We start from the raw sequence: 18429 nt of genomic DNA, 5'->3' as shown, positions 1-18429 counted from the left end.
CGGAACTTGCCGGTGCACGACGAGTAGAGCCCAACACTCCGTTGCCAACCAGGTGTCGTCAGTAGTCCCGGGGTGGTCCCGCCTGTACGCACAGTAGGCTCGTGCTCACCGTCGATGATGGGATTGGTCCCGTGGACGACCTGATCCGGCACCCCCTCGCGTACGCTCGCGCGCTTCGCGGCTGGTCCCAGACCGATCTCGCGGTCCGCATCCACCGCGCCGCCCGGCGTCGGCCCGAGGGCCTGCGCTCCGGCACCGACAAGGCCGCCGTCAGCAAGTGGGAGAACTGGCGTAAAACGCCCAGCATCGAGTCCCAGCTTCTGATCGCCGATGCCTTCGGCGTGCCGATCGGTGATCTGGAGGCATTCGCGTGGCCGCACTGGCTGCCGGGTCAGGAGCGACCGGTTCCGCTCGGACCGGCATTCACCGTCCGCGCACTTCGAGACGCACAGAGAGCCGCAATGGACCACCGCCGCCGCACCTTCATGACGTACAGCGCGCTCGCGCTGGCGGGACTCGCCACCCAGTGGGCCGCCCTTGAGCCCGGCCGGCTCACCACCGCCCTTGACGGCAAGCAGGTCGACGGGGAGCTGGTCGACTGGCTGGAGGGCACCAGCGCCAAGCTGAACGCACTGCCCACCGAACAGCGCCAGCACACTGCCAAGCTGATGGACGCCCACTTGGACATGGTCACCGACCTGCTGGAACACGGCCGCTACACCGAGCCGCTGGGCCAAAGGCTCCACCTGCTGGCGGCCTCCCTGGCCGGCACCTGCGGCTGGCACCGTTTCGACCAGGGCTGGCACTTCGCCGCCGGCAAGCTATGGAACGCGGCCCTGGCGAACGCGCACGCCGCCCGCGCCCGCGACCTCGGCGCAGGCATCCTCTCCGACTTCGCCTACCAGTCCATCTGGCTCACCCAGCCCGGCGCCGCCCTCGAACCACTCAGTCAGGCCCTCGTCCACACCCGGCACCCCACCGCTCGTTCCCTTCTCCATCTTCGCCGGGCTCGCGCGCACGCCGCCCTCGGGGCTGCCTCCGCCTGCCACCGCGACCTGGCCGCCGCCGAGGCCGCCCTGCTGACCGACAGCCCGGACCCGGCCCCGGCCTGGTGCCGGTGGATGAGCGAGGCGGACCTTGCCGTCGACTCCGGCCGGTGCATGCTCGACCTGGGCCGCACCGACGAAGCCCATGCGCGGATCGGCGAGGGCATGAGCTTGCTGCCGCGCTCCCGGGACAAGACGCGCGGAATCTTCATGACTTACGAGGCTCACAGCCTCCTCCAGGCCCGTGACGTCGAGCAGGCCCTCACGGTGACCAACCGGTCCCTCGACCTCGCCACCCGCATCGGCGCCGAACGGTGTGTCGCCTTGGTGCGTGAACTCGTTCCGGCGTTCAAGCCTTACCGAGGCGTCGACGGCGTCACCGACCTCATGGACCGGCTGAGGGCCGGCTGAGTAGACCCTTCGGCCAGAGAAGAATCCGGGCCAGGGCACCACCCACGCGTCAGGGCCGTGGCTCTCCTTGTTTGGGGAGGCACGGCCCTGGGGTGAGGTGGTGGGTCAGTACTTGGGGCGGTTGAACCAGTAGCCGCCGTTCTTGTTGGCGCAGAAGACGATGATCAGGATGCCGAGCACCACGCTGACGAGGGCGAAGACGTTCGCGCCGAGCAGGCTGATGAGGCTGAACAGCAGCACCACGGAGGCGTAGACGATCGCCGAGACCCGCACACCGCCCCGGCCGGTCGAGAACTTCGCTCCGGTGAAGATCGCCCAGAACGCGAAGGCCAGCACGATGACACCGAGGACGATCATCAGACCGGTGCCGATGCTGGCGAACGCGTCCGCGTCCTCCGCGCTGATGCTCTCGTCCTGGGCGACCGCCTCGTCGAGCAGGTCGGTGAACCAGGCACTGGCGATCATCATCAGCAGGCCGCCGAGGACCTGGAAGCCGCCGAGCACGAAGAGCATCGCGCGCGCGGCCTTCACCGTGCCGGGCATGGCCGTGGGGACACCGCCGGGGAAGCCGCCGCCGGGGTAGGACGAGACCGGCGGGGCGGCCGGGTAGCCGTAACCGGGCTGGCCCTGGGGCTGCTGCGGCTGTCCGTAGCCGGGCTGCTGGCCCTGCGGGGGGCCGTAGGGGTTGTTCGGGTCGCCGAAACTCATGGCGGTGTCTCCTCCGTTGTCTTCGCGTGCGGGGACGACGCGTGGCACGACTCGGAGGAGATGTCTACGAAGCGGTTCGTCCCCCCGGTACGGCCCCGCGGCACTGCCGTTCCATCGTTCGTGACCGGTCCAATGCTTGTCCAGCGATGGTCCGAAGGTGTTGTGCAAGTGCAACATCCATGATCAAGGTGTGACACTTCCCGTCTGCCCGGGTCTTCCGCGGGGCTGTCCGCAGGGTGGCCGGATTGGAACCGGGGGCCGGTCATCCGCGAGAATGGGGCCTATGACCGCCCAGATTCTCGATGGCAAGGCCACGGCAGCCGCGATCAAGTCCGAACTGACCGCCCGCGTGGCGGCGCTGAAGGAGAGGGGCGTCACGCCCGGCCTCGGCACGATCCTCGTCGGCGACGATCCCGGCAGCCAGAAGTACGTCGCGGGCAAGCACCGCGACTGCGCCCAGGTGGGCATCGCCTCCATCCAGCGCGAACTGCCGGCCACGGCGACGCAGGAGGAGATCGAGGCCGTGGTCCGCGAGCTGAACGAGGACCCGGAGTGCACCGGTTACATCGTCCAGCTCCCGCTGCCCAAGGGCATCGACGAGAACCGCATCCTGGAGCTGATGGACCCGGACAAGGACGCGGACGGCCTGCACCCGATGAACCTCGGCCGCCTCGTGCTCAACGAGCCGGCGCCGCTGCCCTGCACCCCCAACGGCATCATCACCCTGCTGCGCCGCCACGGCGTGGAGATCAAGGGCGCGGAGGTCGTCGTCGTCGGCCGCGGCGTCACCATCGGCCGGCCGATGCCGCTGCTGCTCACCCGGCGCAGCGAGAACGCCACGGTCACCCAGTGCCACACCGGCACCCGCGACCTCTCCGCCCACCTCAAGCGGGCCGACATCGTGGTCGCCGCGGCCGGCTCCCCGCACCTGATCCGCGCCGAGGACATCAAGCCGGGCGCGGCCGTGCTCGACGTCGGAGTCTCGCGCAACGCCGAGGGCAAGATCCTCGGCGACGTCCACCCGGACGTGGCCGAGGTGGCCGCCTGGATCTCCCCGAACCCCGGCGGCGTCGGCCCGATGACCCGCGCCCAGCTTCTCGTCAACGTGGTCGAGGCGGCGGAGCGCAGTGCCGGCTGACGAGAACGCCGAACGCCCGGAGGACGTCACGGTCAAGGACCCGGTCGCCGTGCCCGGCGCCGACGGTCGGCCGCGGCGCGGCACCCGGCGCTTCCCCCTCTTCACCCGGGACACGGCACGCCCCGAGGGCGGCGGACGCGCCGCGCCCGGGGGTGCCCCGGCACCGGCCCGGCAGTGGCCGATCCTCTCCGTGCTGATCGTCGTCGGACTCGGCCTGTTCCTCACCGCGCTCGACGTCTTCCGCCTCGGCACGCTGCTCATCGGCATCGCGCTGCTGGCGGGGGCGGCGCTGCGGTGGACGCTGCCGGACGTCGGGATGCTCGCGGTGCGCTCGCGCTTCACCGACATCGCCACCTACGGCGTGCTCGGCGGCGCGATCTCGCTCCTGGCGCTGATGGCGCAGCCCGATCCGTGGCTGGAGATCCCGTTCCTGTCGGACACGCTGCACTTCACGGTCAGCCAGTAGTCAAGCAGGCAACAGGCAGGAGCGGCGGCCCGTCCTCACCCCCGTGAGAGGGCGGGCCGCCGCCGGGAACCACCCTCGTGCACAGCGAACGCCCTGTTCAACGGCTGTCAGACCGCTGTGGCACGGAAGTGACCGTTCCGCTACGTGGCGCGTGCACCGCGGGGTGGGGGTTCCGGTCCGGAGGCACCGGCTCCGGTGGGACACTGGACCCCGGTCCGGCGGGCGTGCGACGGTGCATGCCCGCGGCCTTCCGTGCTCCTGTGCGCCTCCACCCCGGGAACTGGGGTCCCGCGCGGGCGCATCCCTGTGGGTAGCCGGAGCGGGGCCCCGGCGCGGGCGCCGCGCGGGGGGAACCGGGCGGGACCGAACGGGGAGACCACTCGCACGACACCGGGGGGAAGAGGGGGAAGCAATGCCTCGCTGGAAGGCGCTGCCGGACGAACTCGATCCGCAGATCAAAGAGTTCGCCAACCAGTTGCGCAGGCTCGTGGACCGCAGCGACCTGAGCATCGCGTCGGTGGCCGACGCCACGGGCTACAGCAAGACGTCCTGGGAGCGTTATCTCAACGGCCGGCTGCTCGCGCCCAAGGGCGCGATCGTGGCCCTGGCCGAGGTGACGGGGACCAACCCCGTCCACCTGACCACCATGTGGGAGCTGGCCGAGCGCGCCTGGAGCCGCTCGGAGATGCGCCACGACATGACCATGGAGGCCATCCGGATCTCCCAGGCCCGCGCCGCGCTCGGCGAGTTGGACGCGCCGGCCGACTCCGGGAGCCGGCGCGCGAACCGGGCCGGGCGGCACGCGGGCGGTACGGCGGCCCGGGGCGGTGCGCCGACGGTGCCCGTCCAGCCGACCGCCGCCGACAGCGCGGACGCCGGCCTCGGCGCGGTGCGGACCGGGGCGGCCGACGGCAACTCGTGGAACATGGCCGGGTACCGGGGACCGGCGCCCACCGGACACCGCGCCGCGCGCGGACCCCGGGGCGCGGGCGTCCCGGCGGGGCCGGGCGGCGCGGCCCCGGCGGGCCACGGCGGGCCGGGCGCGGGGGGTACGGGCCGCCGGGGTTCCGGGGGCGGGAAGCGGACGGCCACGTTCGTCATGGGCGCGGTGGGCGTGCTCGTGGTGACGGCCGGCGCGTTCTTCCTGCTGAGCGGCGGTGACGGCAAGGATGCGGTGGCGCAGCCCTCCCCGTCGCCCAGCGTCACGAAGAAGGAACTGCCGCCCGGCGTGAAGTGCAGCGGCGCCGCGTGCACGGGGCAGGACGCGGAGGCCATGGGCTGCGGCGGCGACCTCGTGACGACGGCGACGACCACGACCGTCGGCACCGCCGTCGTCGAGGTCCGCTACAGCGAGGTCTGCGAGACCGCGTGGGGACGCGTGACGCAGGCCGCCCAGGGCGACGAGGTACGGGTCAGCGCGGGCGGCGAGGACCCGCAGACCGGTGCGGTGAACGTGCCGGGGGACACGGTCGCGTACACGCCGATGGTGGCCGTCCAGGCCCCGGAGGACGCCATCGCCTGCGTCACCCTCGCCACGGGCGAGAAGGGCTGCACGCAGTAGGCCACGGGGCGGGGCGGGGCGGGGCATGCGGTGCGGGTGAGGTGCGGGGCCGGTCGCGGTGTCGTGGCCGGGGCCGCGTCCCGGGGGCCGGTCGCGTAGGGGCGTACGGAGCGTGGGGGCGTACGGGACGTAGGGGGCGTACGGAGCGTCGGGGCGTACGGAGCGTACGAGCCGCGCGCGGCGCGCACCCGTCGTACGAGCCGCGCGCCCCCGGGACGGGAAAGGCGGCCGCCTGTCCGGGAGAGGGGGGACGGAGACGGCCGCCGTTCGGGGGACACCGTTGCCGGATTCCCGTGGGGGTACCTTCCGCGTGCCCCCGCCCGTGCGGACCATGCCCGCCGGCGGACGCCTTTTCCGCGTCCTCACCGTTCCGCCCCACGGGCATCACCCCGTTCACCCACACGCACCCCGTACGCCCCTCCGGCACCACCCGTACCCGCCCCCGACGACCCCGGTCAGCCGCCCGTACACCTCGTCACGCTGTGGGACGGGCCACACCGACCCGGACGTCCGGGACACGGCGGGCGCGATAGCCTGACCGCTGGATCTCTCTTGACGCCAAGAGATCGATCATCCGTCGGTGATCGGTCCGTACCCAGCGGTGATCGATCATCGAGGCGGGCGCCGGCCGTGGCCGGCAGGGGAGAATCCCCGCACCCCGGGGCAGGGACGCCCCACCGCCTGCTGTGATACGGAGAAGCCATGACCCGCACTCCCGTGAACGTCACCGTCACCGGCGCGGCCGGCCAGATCGGTTACGCCCTGCTCTTCCGCATCGCCTCCGGCCAGCTCCTCGGCGCGGACGTGCCGGTCCGGCTCCGTCTCCTGGAGATCACCCCCGCGCTCAACGCCGCCGCGGGCACCGCCATGGAGCTGGACGACTGCGCGTTCCCGCTGCTCCAGGGCATCGACATCACCGACGACCCGAACGTGGCCTTCGACGGCACCAACGTCGCCCTGCTCGTCGGCGCCCGCCCCCGCACCAAGGGCATGGAGCGCGGCGACCTGCTGGAGGCCAACGGCGGCATCTTCAAGCCGCAGGGCAAGGCCATCAACGACCACGCCGCGGACGACATCAAGGTCCTCGTCGTCGGCAACCCGGCCAACACCAACGCCCTCATCGCCCAGGCCGCCGCCCCGGACGTACCGGCCGAGCGCTTCACCGCGATGACCCGCCTGGACCACAACCGCGCGCTGACCCAGCTCGCCAAGAAGACCGGCTCCACGGTCGCCGACATCAAGCGCCTGACCATCTGGGGCAACCACTCGGCCACCCAGTACCCGGACATCTTCCACGCCACCGTCGCCGGCAAGAACGCCGCCGAGACCGTCAACGACGAGAAGTGGCTGGCCGACGAGTTCATCCCGACCGTCGCCAAGCGCGGCGCGGCCATCATCGAGGCCCGCGGCGCCTCCTCGGCCGCCTCCGCCGCCAACGCCGCCATCGACCACGTCCACACCTGGGTCAACGGCACCGCCGAGGGCGACTGGACCTCCATGGGCATCCCCTCCGACGGCTCCTACGGCGTCCCCGAGGGCCTCATCTCCTCCTTCCCGGTCACCTGCGACGACGGGCGGTACGAGATCGTCCAGGGCCTGGAGATCAACGAGTTCTCCCGCGCCCGCATCGACGCCTCCGTCCAGGAGCTGTCGGAGGAGCGCGACGCCGTCCGCGGTCTCGGCCTGCTCTGACCCCGCCGCGCCCCGCGCGAGCCTTCCGCCGTCCCGTACGGCACGCCCACGGGCCCCGCTCCGGTTCACCGCCGGAGCGGGGCCCGTCGCCGTACCCCGCCCGCCGCCGTGTGCCACCCCGTCGCCGTACCCCGCCCGCCGCCGTGTGTCACCCCGCCGCCGTACCCCGCTCCCGCCGCCGCCCGTGGCCTGCTTCGCCCCCCGTTGCGCCCATATCCCCCGTGACGCGGGGCACTTCGGCCGCTCCCGAGGCATGCGAACGGCCGGCCGGGGCAGGCGCTCCCGGTCCCCGGCGGTGGCACACGTGTGACACCGGGGCGCGGAACAGGAACGGAAGGCAGCACCCCACATGGCGAACACCACGGACACCCGGGCCGAGCGGGCACACCGCACCCTCCACCTGGGAGGCGAGTGGCGGGCCGCCGCCTCCGGCGCCACCCGCGAGATCCTCGACCCCGCCGACGCGCTGCCGTTCGCCGTCGTCGCCGAGGGCGACACGCACGACGCCGACCTCGCCGTCGCCGCCGCCCGCCACGCCTTCGACACCGGCGACTGGCCGCGCACCCCGGTCGCCGAACGCGCCGCCCTGCTGCGCCGCGTGGCCGGCCTCCTCGTCCGCGACCGGGAGGAACTGGGCCTGCTGGAGAGCCGCGACGCCGGCAAGACCCTGGAGGAGGGCCGGGTCGACGTGGACTGCGTCGCCGACGCCTTCCGCTACTTCGCCGACCTCGTCGCCGCCGAGGCGCCCGGCCGGGTCGTCGACGCCGGCTCGCCCGACGTGCACAGCGTCGTCGTCCACGAGCCGGTCGGCGTCTGCGCCCTGATCACGCCCTGGAACTACCCGCTCCTCCAGGCCAGTTGGAAGATCGCCCCGGCGCTCGCCGCAGGCAACACCTTCGTGGTCAAGCCCAGCGAGATCACCCCGTTGACCACCATCGCCCTGATCGGCCTGCTGACCGAGGCCGGGCTCCCCGCCGGCGTCGCCAACCTCGTCACCGGCCCCGGCCACACCGTCGGCGCCCGCCTCGCCGACCACCCCGACGTCGACCTCGTCTCCTTCACCGGCGGCCTGGCCAGCGGCACCAAGGTGGCGCACGCCGCCGCCGACACCGTCAAGAAGGTCGCCCTCGAACTCGGCGGCAAGAACCCCAACGTGGTCTTCGCCGACGCCTGCGCCACCGAGGAGGGCTTCGACACCGCCGTCGACCAGGCCCTCAACGCCGCCTTCATCCACAGCGGCCAGGTCTGCTCGGCCGGCTCCCGCCTCATCGTCGAGGAGTCGGTCCGCGAGCGCTTCGTCGCCGAACTCGCCCGCCGCGCCCGGCTGATCCGCCTCGGCCGCGGCACCGCCGACGGCGTCGAGTGCGGGCCCCTCGTCTCCGAGCGGCAGCGCGAGCGGACCGAGGAGTACGTCGCCTCCGCCCTCGCCGAGGGCGCGGCACTGCGCTGCGGCGGCAAGCGCCCCGAGCCGTCCTCGGACCGCCCGGAGACCGGCTGGTTCTACGAGCCCACCGTCCTCGACCACTGCCACCGCGGCATGCGCGTGGTCCGCGAGGAGGTCTTCGGACCGGTCCTCACCGTCGAGACCTTCCGTACCGAGGACGAGGCCGTCACACTGGCCAACGACACCGAGTACGGCCTCGCCGGCGCCGTGTGGACCACCGACGCGGGCCGCGCCCGCCGGGTCGCCGGCCGACTGCGCCACGGCACCGTCTGGATCAACGACTTCCACCCCTACCTGCCGCAGGCGGAGTGGGGCGGCTACGGCCGCAGCGGCACCGGCCGCGAACTCGGCCCCGCCGGACTGGCCGAGTACCGCGAGACCAAGCACGTCTACCAGAACCTCGCGCCCCGCCCGGTGCGCTGGTTCGCCGGCTGACCCGCAGCACCCTCCCCCCACCCCCACCACCCGTCCGCGAGCCCCAGGAGCAGCACCCCATGTCCCCCCACACCGAGAACCCCCGCGTCTACGACTACGTCGTGGTCGGCGGCGGCACCGCCGGCTCCGTCATCGCCGCCCGCCTCACCGAGAACCCCGACGTCACCGTCGCCGTCATCGAGGGCGGCCCCAGCGACGTCGGCCGCGACGACGTGCTGACCCTGCGCCGCTGGACGGGCCTGCTCGGCGGCGACCTCGACTACGACTACCCCACCACCGAACAGCCGCGCGGCAACTCGCACATCCGGCACAGCCGCGCCCGGGTGCTCGGCGGCTGCTCCTCCCACAACACCCTCATCGCCTTCAAGCCGCTCCCCTCCGACTGGGACGAGTGGGAGGCCGCGGGCGCCAAGGGCTGGGGCGCCGTCCAGATGGAGGCGTACTACGCCCGGCTGAAGAACAACATCGTCCCGGTCGACGAGAAGGACCGCAACGCCATCGCCCGCGACTTCGTCGACGCCGCCCAGGCCGCCGTGGGCGTCCCGCGCGTGGAGGGCTTCAACCGCAAGCCGTTCCAGGAGGGCGTCGGCTTCTTCGACCTCGCCTACCACCCCGAGGACAACAAGCGCTCCTCCGCCTCGGTGGCGTACCTGCACCCGGTGATGGACGAGCGGGCCAACCTGGAGATCTGGCTGGAGACCTGGGCGTACCGGCTGGAGCTGGAGGGCACCCGCGCGACCGGCGTCCACGTCCGCACCAAGGACGGCGAGGAGATCCTCGTCCGCGCCCGGGGCGAGGTCGTGCTCTGCGCCGGGGCCGTCGACACGCCCCGCCTGCTGCTGCACTCGGGCATCGGCCCCCGCGCCGACCTGGAGAAGCTCGGCATACCCGTGGCGCACGACCTGCCCGGCGTCGGCGAGAACCTGCTCGACCACCCCGAGTCGGTGATCGTGTGGGAGACCCACGGCCCCATCCCGGACAACTCCGCGATGGACTCCGACGCCGGCCTCTTCGTGCGCCGCGACCCCGCGCACCCCGGCCCGGACCTGATGTTCCACTTCTACCAGATCCCGTTCACCGACAATCCGGAGCGACTGGGCTACCGGCGGCCGGAGTTCGGCGTCTCGATGACCCCGAACATCCCCAAGCCGAGGAGCCGCGGCCGGCTCTACCTGACCAGCGCCGACCCCTCGGTCAAACCCGCCCTGGACTTCCGGTACTTCACCGACGAGGACGACCACGACGGCCGCACCCTCGTCGACGGCATCCGCATCGCCCGGGACATCGCCCGGACCGAGCCGCTGGCGGGCTGGCTCAAGCGCGAGGTCTGCCCCGGGCCGGAGGTCACCGGCGACGAGGAACTGAGCGAGTACGCCCGCAAGGCCGCCCACACCGTCTACCACCCGGCCGGCACCTGCCGGATGGGCGCCGCCGCCGACCCGGAGGCCGTGGTCGACCCCGAGCTGCGCGTCCGCGGACTGGAACGCCTGCGGATCGCCGACGCCTCCGTCTTCCCGACCATGCCCGCCGTCAACCCCATGATCGGCGTGCTCATGGTCGGCGAGCGCGCCGTCGAGCTGATCGCGGGTGACGCCCGGTGAGGGCGAGCGGCACGACCGGCGCGCGGCGCGCGGACGAGGGCGGTGACACGGGGGGCACTTCAGGGCCGCTGACGGGCAGTACCCCCGCGTCCGGCGCCGACGCTCCCGCCGACGGGCCGGTGTTCACGGTCGACGGGCTCTGGAAGGTCTTCGGGCCGAAGGCCCACCGCGTCCCCGCCGACCCGGCCCTCGCCGCCCTGCCCGCCGGCGAACTCCGCGCCCGCACCGGCTGCACCGCCGCCGTCCGCGACGTCTCCTTCGAGGTGCGCAAGGGCGAGGTCTTCGTCGTGATGGGCCTCTCCGGCTCCGGCAAGTCCACCCTGGTGCGCTGTCTGACCCGGCTGATCGAGCCGACCGCCGGCGCCATCGCCATCGACGGCGAGGACGTGCGCGCCATGGACCGCGCCCGGCTGCGCGCCCTGCGCCGGCACCGGGCCGCCATGGTCTTCCAGCACTTCGGCCTGCTCCCGCACCGCACCGTCCTCGACAACGTCGCCCACGGCCTGGAGATCCAGGGCATGGGCCGCGCCGAACGCCGCGAGCGCGCCGCCGGCCTCGTCGCCAAGGTCGGCCTCGCCGGGCTGGAGCACCGCCGCCCCGGCCGGCTCTCCGGCGGCCAGCGCCAGCGCGTGGGCCTGGCCCGCGCCCTCGCCGTCGACCCCGAAGTGCTGCTGTTCGACGAGCCGTTCAGCGCGCTCGACCCGCTGATCCGGCGGGACATGCAGGAGGAGGTGGTGCGGCTCCACCGCGAGGAGGGCCGCACGATGGTCTTCATCACCCACGACCTGCGAGAAGCCCTCAAACTGGGCGACCGCATCGCCCTCATGCGCGACGGCCGCGTCGTCCAGCTCGGCACCCCCGAGGAGATCGTCGGCTCGCCCGCCGACGACTACGTCCGCGCCTTCGTCCGCGACGTCCCCCGCGAACAGGTCCTCACCGTCCGCACCGCCATGCGCGCCCCCGCCGACGCCGCCGAGACCGGCCACGGCCCCGCGCTGCGGCCCGAGGCCACCGTCTCCGAGGCGATCGAGGCCGTCGCCCGCGCCGGCACCCCGGCCCGCGTCATGGACGGCCCCCGCTGCCTCGGCATCGTCGACGCCCCCGCCCTGCTCGACGTCATCGCCGGGACGGTACGCCCCACGGAGGGCACCCCGCCCTCCGCGGACGGGGCTCCCGCCGGCACCGTACGCGCCGGCGAGGCGGCGGACCTTCCCGGTGAGGCCGACCTCTCCGGTGAGGCGGCGGGCATCCCCGGTGAGGCGGGTATCCCCGGCGAGGCGCCGGGCCTTCCCGGTGAGGCGGGCATCCCCGGCGAGGCGGACCTCTCCAGCGAGGCGGCGGGCCTTCCCGGCGCCCCGGACCGCCCCCGCGAGGCCGACCGCCCCGAAGGGGCCGTCTGATGGCGACCCTCACCCCAGCCGCCCCCCGCCCCGCCCCGCTGCGTGCCCTCCGCGCCCTGCGCGCCCCGCGCGGCCGGCCCGTGGCCAAGCTGCTGGTCCTCGCCGCCCTCGCCGCCGTCCTCGTACCGCTGGCCCAGGCCCGCTGGGGCGCCGGCGCCTGGCCCGGCGCGCTCACCGTCGACGTCTCCGCGCCGCTCGGCACCGCCGGCGACTGGATCATCGACAACCGCGACAGCCACCCGCTGTTCCTGTACGTCCTCGGCCATGTCAGCAACGCCATCGTGGTCTCCGTGCGCGCCGTCTACCTCGTCCTGCTCGCCGCCGGCTGGGCGGGCGTCACCGCGGCCGGCGCCCTCGTCGCCTGGCGCGCGGCCGGACCCCGGCTCGCCCTCGGCACGGCGGCGGCCTTCCTCGCCTGCGGACTGCTCGGCATGTGGGTGCCGACGATGCAGACCCTCGCCCTGATGGTGGTCGCCGTCCTCGCCTCCGCCGTCGTCGGCGCCCTGCTCGGGCTGGCCGCCGGCCTCTCCGACCGGGCGGAGCGGGTGCTGCGCCCCGTCCTCGACACCATGCAGGTGCTGCCCGCCTTCGCCTACCTGCTCCCCGTCGTCCTGGTCTTCGGCATCGGCGTGCCCGCCGCCGTCCTCGCCACCGTCGTCTACGCCGCCCCGCCCATGGCCCGGCTCACCGCCCTCGGCCTGCGCGGCGCCGACCCGGAGGTCCTGGAGGCCGTCACCTCCCTCGGCACCACCGCCCGGCAGCGGCTGCTCACCGCCCGGCTGCCGCTGGCCCGCCGCGAACTCCTCCTCGGCCTCAACCAGACGATCATGATGGCGCTCTCCATGGCCGTCATCGCCTCCGTGATCGGCGCCGGCGGCCTCGGCGACCGCGTCTACCAGGCCCTCGCCTCGGTCGACGTCGGCGCCGCCCTCGCCGCCGGCATCCCGATCGTGCTGCTCGCCGTCGTCCTGGACCGCGTCACCGGCGCCGCCGGAGAACGCCTCGGCGCCGCCCGGCGCCCTCCGTCCCGGCCGCTCCTGGCCCTGGCCGCCGCCGGCGCCCTCGCGGTGGCGCTCGCCGCCCGCCTCGCCGGCCGCTCCCTGTGGCCCGGCGCGTGGGAGGTCCCGATCGCCGGGCCCGTCAACCGGGCCGTCGACTGGATGACCGCCCACCTGTACTCCGGCGTCCCCGTCGTCGGCGGCACCGCCGACTGGGCGGCCCGCTTCACCACCTGGGTCCTCGACCCGGTCCGCGACGGACTGCTCTGGCTGCCCTGGTGGTCCGTGCTGCTGCTGGTCGCCGCCCTGGCCTGGGTGATCGGCACCTGGCGCACCGCGCTCACCGCCGTCCTCGCCCTCGCCGCGATCGGGGTGCTCGGCGTGTGGGAACCGTCCCTGGACACGCTCTCCCAGGTGCTGGCCGCCGTCGCCGCCACCCTCGTCCTCGGCGTCGCCACCGGGATCGCCGCCGCCCGCGGCGACCGCTTCGAACGGCTGCTGCGGCCCGTCCTGGACGTCTTCCAGACCATGCCGCAGTTCGTGTACCTCATCCCGGTCGTCGCCCTCTTCGGCGTCGGCCGCGCCCCCGCCGTCGCCGCCGCCGTCGTCTACGCCCTGCCGGCCGTCGTCCGCATCACCGCCCAGGGGCTGCGCCAGGTCGACCCGGCCGCGCTGGAGGCGGCCCGCTCGCTCGGCGCCACCACCGGCCAGCAACTGCGGCAGGTCCAGCTCCCGCTGGCCCGCCCCGCGCTGCTGCTCGCCGTCAACCAGGGCGTCGTCCTGGTCCTCGCCGTCGTCATCATCGGCGGCCTCGTCGGCGGCGGCGCCCTCGGCTATCAGGTCGTCTTCGGCCTCGCCCAGGGCGACCTGGCGACCGGGCTGGTGGCGGGCGCGGCCATCGTCTGCCTCGGCCTGATGCTCGACCGGGTCACCCAGCCCACCGCCCGCCGCCCGAGGAAGGGAGCCTGAATGCGTCCCCGCGTCACGGCCGCTCTGGCCGCCGGTTCCGCGCTGCTGCTGCTCACCGGCTGCGGCGCCGCCGACATGACCCGCCAGGCGTCCCCGTTCGCCCACGCCGGCGGCACCCGTACCGTCACCCTCTCCGTCCAGTCCTGGGTCGGCGCCCAGGCCAACGTGGCCGTCGCCCGGCACCTGCTGGAGAACGAACTCGGCTACCGCGTCGACACCGTCCAGGCCGACGAGGTCCCCGCCTGGGACGCGCTCAGCCAGGGCCGGGTCGACGCCATCCTGGAGGACTGGGGCCACCCCGAGCAGGAACGCCGCTACATCGACGACAAGAAGACCATCACCCGAGGCGGCGACCTCGGCGTCACCGGGCACATCGGCTGGTACGTCCCCACCTACTTCGCCGACGCGCACCCCGACGTCACCGACTGGGAGAACCTCGACAAGTACGCCGGGACGCTGCGCACCGCCGAGAGCGGCGGCAAGGGCCAGCTCATGGACGGCTCCCCGTCCTACGTCACCAACGACAAGGCCCTGGTGAAGAACCTCGACCTCGACTACGAGGTCGTCTTCGCCGGCTCCGAGGCGGCCCAGATCACCCAGATTGAGCAGTTCGCCAAGGAGAGGAAGCCGTTCCTCACCTACTGGTACACACCCCAGTGGCTCTTCGAGAAGGTCCCCATGACCGAGGTGGAACTCCCGCCGTACGAGGAGGGGTGCGACGCCGACCCGGCGAAGGTCGCCTGCGCCTACCCGGTCACCGCACTGCAGAAGTACCTCAACGCCGACTTCGCCCGGGGCGGCGGCGACGCGGCCGAGTTCCTCAAGCGGTTCCGGTGGTCCACCGAGGACCAGAACGAGGTCTCCCTGATGATCGCCGAGCGCAAGATGCGCCCCGAGGACGCCGCGCGCGCCTGGGCCGACGCCCACCCCGGCACCTGGAAGCCCTGGCTCCCCTGACCGGGCCCCGCCGGCCCCCCGTACGGTCCCGTACGGCCCCGTACCCCCCGGCCCGCATGGTGGACGCCGGGGGCCGGGGCACCGGGGTCCCGGTAGGGTGAGCGTGGGCCGTGACTGGCGTGCTGGGATGGGACCGACCATCGGGAAGCGGCCCCCGGGACCCCGCGGGCCCGGCACGAGTGCCGTGCGCCTGGGCCGTACCGACAATGCCGACGCACCGTCCGGAGGTCCCCATGTCAGCGGAGCCGCTGTCCACCGCTTCCACCGCCTACCGCGCCGCCCTCGACGTCATCCGCTCGGTCGAACCGCGCGTCGCCGACGCCATCGGCCAGGAGGTCGCCGACCAGCGCGAGATGCTCAAGCTGATCGCGTCCGAGAACTACGCCTCCCCGGCCACCCTGCTCGCCATGGGCAACTGGCTCAGCGACAAGTACGCCGAGGGCACCGTCGGCCGCCGCTTCTACGCGGGCTGCCGCAACGTCGACACCGTCGAGTCCCTCGCCGCCGAGCACGCCCGCGAGCTCTTCGGCGCCCGGCACGCCTACGTCCAGCCGCACTCCGGCATCGACGCCAACCTGGTCGCCTTCTGGGCCGTCCTCGCCGACCGCGTCGAGGCCCCCTTCCTGGAGAAGGCCGGCGCCCGCCAGATCAACGACCTCACCGACGCCGACTGGGCCGAGCTGCGCGCCGCCTTCGGCAACCAGCGCATGCTGGGCATGTCCCTGGACGCGGGCGGCCACCTCACCCACGGCTTCCGCCCGAACATCTCCGGCAAGATGTTCGACCAGCGCTCCTACGGCACCGACCCCGTCACCGGCCTGATCGACTACGAGGCGCTGCGCGCCACCGCCCGCGAGTTCAAGCCGCTGATCCTCGTCGCCGGGTACTCCGCCTACCCGCGGCTGGTGAACTTCCGGATCATGCGCGAGATCGCCGACGAGGTCGGCGCCACGCTCATGGTCGACATGGCGCACTTCGCGGGCCTGGTCGCGGGCAAGGTCCTCACCGGCGACTTCGACCCGGTCCCGCACGCCCCGATCGTCACCACCACCACCCACAAGTCGCTGCGCGGCCCGCGCGGCGGCATGGTGCTCTGCGACGACTCCCTCAAGGACCAGGTCGACCGCGGCTGCCCGATGGTCCTCGGCGGCCCCCTCCCGCACGTCATGGCCGCCAAGGCCGTCGCCCTCGCCGAGGCCCGGCAGCCCGCCTTCCGCGACTACGCCCAGCGCGTCGTCGACAACTCCCGCGCCCTCGCCGAGGGCCTGACGCGGCGCGGCGCCACCCTCGTCACCGGCGGCAGCGACAACCACCTCAACCTCATCGACGTCGCCACCTCCTACGGCCTCACCGGCCGCCAGGCCGAGGCCGCCCTCCTCGACGCGGGCATCGTCACCAACCGCAACTCCATCCCCGCCGACCCCAACGGCGCCTGGTACACCTCCGGCATCCGCGTCGGCACCCCCGCGCTGACCACCCGGGGCCTGGGCACCGCCGAGATGGACGAGGTGGCCGGCCTCATCGACCGCGTCCTGACCGCCACCGAGCCGGGCACCACCGCCAAGGGCGCCCCCTCCAAGGCCCAGCACGTGCTGGACGCCAAGGTCGCGGACGAGATCTCGCACCGCGCCAGCGACCTGGTGGCGGGCTTCCCGCTCTACCCCGAGATCGACCTCGGCTGACCCGCCCGCGCGGCGCCCCGGCCCCCACCGGGCCGCCGCGCGGCACCCCGCCGCCACACCGCGCCCGTTTCCCGCGCAGCCGTGCCCGAGCGGGCCCCGGAGCCTGAGACAATGGGCGCCATGGCGACTGAACAACCCCGCGTGCTCTCCGGCATCCAGCCGACGTCCGGCTCGTTCCACCTCGGCAACTACCTCGGCGCCGTCCGCCAGTGGGTCGACATGCAGGACACCCACGACGCGTTCTACATGGTCGTCGACCTGCACGCGATCACCGTCCCGCAGGACCCGAGGGAGCTGCGGGAGAACACCCGCGTCGCCGCCGCCCAGCTCCTCGCGGCCGGCCTCGACCCGGACCGCTGCACCCTCTTCGTGCAGAGCCACGTTCCCGAGCACGCCCAGCTCGGCTGGCTGATGAACTGCATCACCGGCTTCGGCGAGGCGTCCCGGATGACCCAGTTCAAGGACAAGTCCGCCAAGCAGGGCAACGACCGCACCACCGTCGGCCTCTTCACGTACCCGATGCTGATGGTCGCCGACATCCTGCTCTACCAGGGCGACCAGGTCCCGGTCGGCGAGGACCAGCGCCAGCACCTGGAGCTGACCCGCGACCTCGCCGAGCGCTTCAACCAGACCTACGGCGACACCTTCACCGTCCCGAGCGCCTACATCCTCAAGGAGACGGCGAAGATCTTCGACCTCCAGGACCCCACCGCCAAGATGAGCAAGTCGGCGGCGACCCCCAAGGGCCTGATCAACCTCCTGGACGAGCCGAAGGCCACCGCCAAGAAGATCCGCAGCGCCGTCACCGACACCGACACGGTGATCCGCTTCGACCGCGAGCAGAAGCCCGGCGTGAGCAACCTCCTCACCATCCACTCCACCCTCACCGGCGAGACCGTCGCCGAGCTGGAGCAGCGGTACGAGGGCAAGGGGTACGGCGCGCTCAAGACCGACCTCGCCGACATCGTCGTCGACTTCGTCACCCCCTTCCGGGACCGCACCCGCCAGTACCTCGACGACCCCGAGACGCTCGACTCGATCCTCGCCAAGGGCGCCGAGAAGGCCCGCGCGGTCGCCGCCGAGACGCTCTCCCGGGCGTACGACCGGATGGGTTTCCTCCCCGCCAAGCACTGATCCGGCAAAGCCCCAGGGCACCGGGCCCGTACGCCCCGCCGCCGCGCCGTAGCGCTGCACATCACTCCCGTTGCGCCTGCCCGGGGCCGGGTCGTGGACGTACAGTCGATAACCGGGTGGCCGCGCCGCGGCCACCGCCGCGCGCCCCGGGGGCGGGCGGCACCGACAGAACGACAGGAGACGATGTGGGGACCGTAACGATCGGCGTGTCGATCGCGGTCCCGGAGCCTCACGGCAGCCAGCTCCAGGTGCTGCGCACGGGCTTCGGCGACGCCGCTGCTCACGGCATCCCCACCCACGTCACCCTGCTGCCGCCGACGGAGATCGACGCCGGGGTGCTGCCCGCCGTGGAGGCGCACCTCGCCGAGGTCGCGGCGGCCGGCCGGCCCTTCCCGATGAAGCTGTCCGGCACCGGGACCTTCCGCCCGCTCTCCCCGGTCGTCTTCGTGCGGGTGGTGGAGGGCGCCGCCGCCTGCGCCTGGCTGCAGAAGCGGGTCCGCTCCACCTCGGGCCCCGTCCCGCGCGAGTTGCAGTTCCCGTACCACCCGCACGTCACGGTGGCCCACGGCATCGACGAGGCCGCCATGGACCGCGCCTTCGAGGAGCTGTCCGACTACGAGGCCCAGTGGCCCTGCACCGGCTTCGCCCTCTACGAGCAGGGCGCCGACGCCGTCTGGCGCAAGCTGCGCGAGTTCCCCTTCGGCAGCGGGGTCGTCCCGCCCCAGGCGGGCCGCGTGGAACACGGCACCCTGCCGGCGCGGTAGGCGTGCCGACCCCGGGCGCCGCC

14 protein-coding genes and 1 riboswitch are annotated in these 18429 nt (G+C 73.6%); of the genes, 13 read left to right on the top strand and 1 reads right to left on the bottom strand.

The features are described from left to right. The first annotated feature begins 131 nt into the window (after positions 1–131). Positions 132–1457, top strand: coding sequence for a helix-turn-helix transcriptional regulator (locus J5Y05_RS19065; protein WP_210874112.1), 1326 nt, complete (start codon positions 132–134; stop codon positions 1455–1457). 105 nt (positions 1458–1562) lie between these two features. On the opposite strand, the gene J5Y05_RS19060 is transcribed toward J5Y05_RS19065, so the two are convergent. Then, on the bottom strand, positions 1563–2165 hold the full coding sequence (locus J5Y05_RS19060) for a hypothetical protein (RefSeq protein WP_210874110.1): 603 nt from the start codon (positions 2163–2165) through the stop codon (positions 1563–1565). A 283-nt stretch (positions 2166–2448) separates the two neighbouring features. On the opposite strand from J5Y05_RS19060, the gene J5Y05_RS19055 reads away from it, so the two are divergent. From J5Y05_RS19055 to J5Y05_RS19000, 12 genes are all read left to right on the top strand, one after another. Further along, complete coding sequence (locus J5Y05_RS19055; protein WP_210874108.1) at positions 2449–3303, top strand: bifunctional methylenetetrahydrofolate dehydrogenase/methenyltetrahydrofolate cyclohydrolase; 855 nt, start codon at positions 2449–2451, stop codon at positions 3301–3303. Next, positions 3293–3769: a DUF3017 domain-containing protein gene (locus tag J5Y05_RS19050; protein WP_210874106.1), complete on the top strand. Its 477-nt coding sequence runs from the start codon at positions 3293–3295 to the stop codon at positions 3767–3769. The genes J5Y05_RS19055 and J5Y05_RS19050 overlap by 11 nt, the downstream gene beginning before the upstream one ends. Positions 3770–4181: 412 nt before the next feature. Then, entirely contained in the window at positions 4182–5330 is a 1149-nt protein-coding gene (locus J5Y05_RS19045; RefSeq protein WP_210874104.1) for a helix-turn-helix domain-containing protein, read from the top strand. A gap of 702 nt (positions 5331–6032) precedes the next feature. Next, a complete protein-coding gene (locus tag J5Y05_RS19040; protein ID WP_210874102.1) occupies positions 6033–7022 on the top strand; it encodes a malate dehydrogenase in 990 nt (329 codons plus the stop codon). Between the two features lie 349 nt (positions 7023–7371). Then, positions 7372–8901 carry an aldehyde dehydrogenase family protein gene (locus J5Y05_RS19035; RefSeq protein ID WP_210874099.1) on the top strand — a complete coding sequence of 510 codons (1530 nt, stop codon included), beginning with the start codon at positions 7372–7374 and terminating at the stop codon, positions 8899–8901. A gap of 59 nt (positions 8902–8960) precedes the next feature. Further along, positions 8961–10502, top strand: coding sequence for a GMC family oxidoreductase (locus tag J5Y05_RS19030; protein ID WP_210874097.1), 1542 nt, complete (start codon positions 8961–8963; stop codon positions 10500–10502). A 68-nt stretch (positions 10503–10570) separates the two neighbouring features. Next, positions 10571–11902, top strand: coding sequence for a quaternary amine ABC transporter ATP-binding protein (locus J5Y05_RS19025; protein WP_210874547.1), 1332 nt, complete (start codon positions 10571–10573; stop codon positions 11900–11902). After that, positions 11902–13869, top strand: coding sequence for an ABC transporter permease (locus J5Y05_RS19020; RefSeq protein ID WP_210874095.1), 1968 nt, complete (start codon positions 11902–11904; stop codon positions 13867–13869). Before J5Y05_RS19025 ends, J5Y05_RS19020 begins: the two co-directional genes overlap by 1 nt. Further along, entirely contained in the window at positions 13870–14826 is a 957-nt protein-coding gene (locus tag J5Y05_RS19015; RefSeq protein WP_210874093.1) for an ABC transporter substrate-binding protein, read from the top strand. It begins immediately after the preceding gene. A gap of 100 nt (positions 14827–14926) precedes the next feature. After that, positions 14927–15029: riboswitch (ZMP/ZTP riboswitch) on the top strand. 30 nt (positions 15030–15059) lie between these two features. After that, positions 15060–16508: a glycine hydroxymethyltransferase gene (locus tag J5Y05_RS19010; protein ID WP_210874091.1), complete on the top strand. Its 1449-nt coding sequence runs from the start codon at positions 15060–15062 to the stop codon at positions 16506–16508. 120 nt (positions 16509–16628) lie between these two features. Then, positions 16629–17642 (top strand): tryptophan--tRNA ligase, encoded by a 1014-nt coding sequence (trpS, locus tag J5Y05_RS19005; RefSeq protein ID WP_210874089.1) that lies wholly within the window; start codon positions 16629–16631, stop codon positions 17640–17642. Between the two features lie 185 nt (positions 17643–17827). After that, positions 17828–18406, top strand: a complete 579-nt coding sequence (locus J5Y05_RS19000) for a 2'-5' RNA ligase family protein (protein WP_210874087.1) — start codon at positions 17828–17830, stop codon at positions 18404–18406. Positions 18407–18429 lie beyond the last annotated feature (23 nt).

It is taken from the genome of Streptomyces tagetis (assembly GCF_018069565.1).
Taxonomy (GTDB): Bacteria; Actinomycetota; Actinomycetes; order Streptomycetales; family Streptomycetaceae; genus Streptomyces; species Streptomyces tagetis.
This window is presented reverse-complemented; position numbering and strand designations above follow the sequence as displayed.

Excerpts from the sequence above, each read along its gene's own strand:
- J5Y05_RS19035 (WP_210874099.1), top strand. The coding sequence starts at position 7,372 with ATGGCGAACACCACGGACACCCGGGCCGAGCGGGCACACCGCACCCTC.
- J5Y05_RS19045 (WP_210874104.1), top strand. The coding sequence starts at position 4,182 with ATGCCTCGCTGGAAGGCGCTGCCGGACGAACTCGATCCGCAGATCAAA.
- J5Y05_RS19060 (WP_210874110.1), bottom strand. The coding sequence starts at position 2,165 with ATGAGTTTCGGCGACCCGAACAACCCCTACGGCCCCCCGCAGGGCCAG.
- J5Y05_RS19015 (WP_210874093.1), top strand. The coding sequence starts at position 13,870 with ATGCGTCCCCGCGTCACGGCCGCTCTGGCCGCCGGTTCCGCGCTGCTG.
- trpS (WP_210874089.1), top strand. The coding sequence starts at position 16,629 with ATGGCGACTGAACAACCCCGCGTGCTCTCCGGCATCCAGCCGACGTCC.
- J5Y05_RS19040 (WP_210874102.1), top strand. The coding sequence starts at position 6,033 with ATGACCCGCACTCCCGTGAACGTCACCGTCACCGGCGCGGCCGGCCAG.
- J5Y05_RS19055 (WP_210874108.1), top strand. The coding sequence starts at position 2,449 with ATGACCGCCCAGATTCTCGATGGCAAGGCCACGGCAGCCGCGATCAAG.
- J5Y05_RS19020 (WP_210874095.1), top strand. The coding sequence starts at position 11,902 with ATGGCGACCCTCACCCCAGCCGCCCCCCGCCCCGCCCCGCTGCGTGCC.
- J5Y05_RS19010 (WP_210874091.1), top strand. The coding sequence starts at position 15,060 with ATGTCAGCGGAGCCGCTGTCCACCGCTTCCACCGCCTACCGCGCCGCC.
- J5Y05_RS19030 (WP_210874097.1), top strand. The coding sequence starts at position 8,961 with ATGTCCCCCCACACCGAGAACCCCCGCGTCTACGACTACGTCGTGGTC.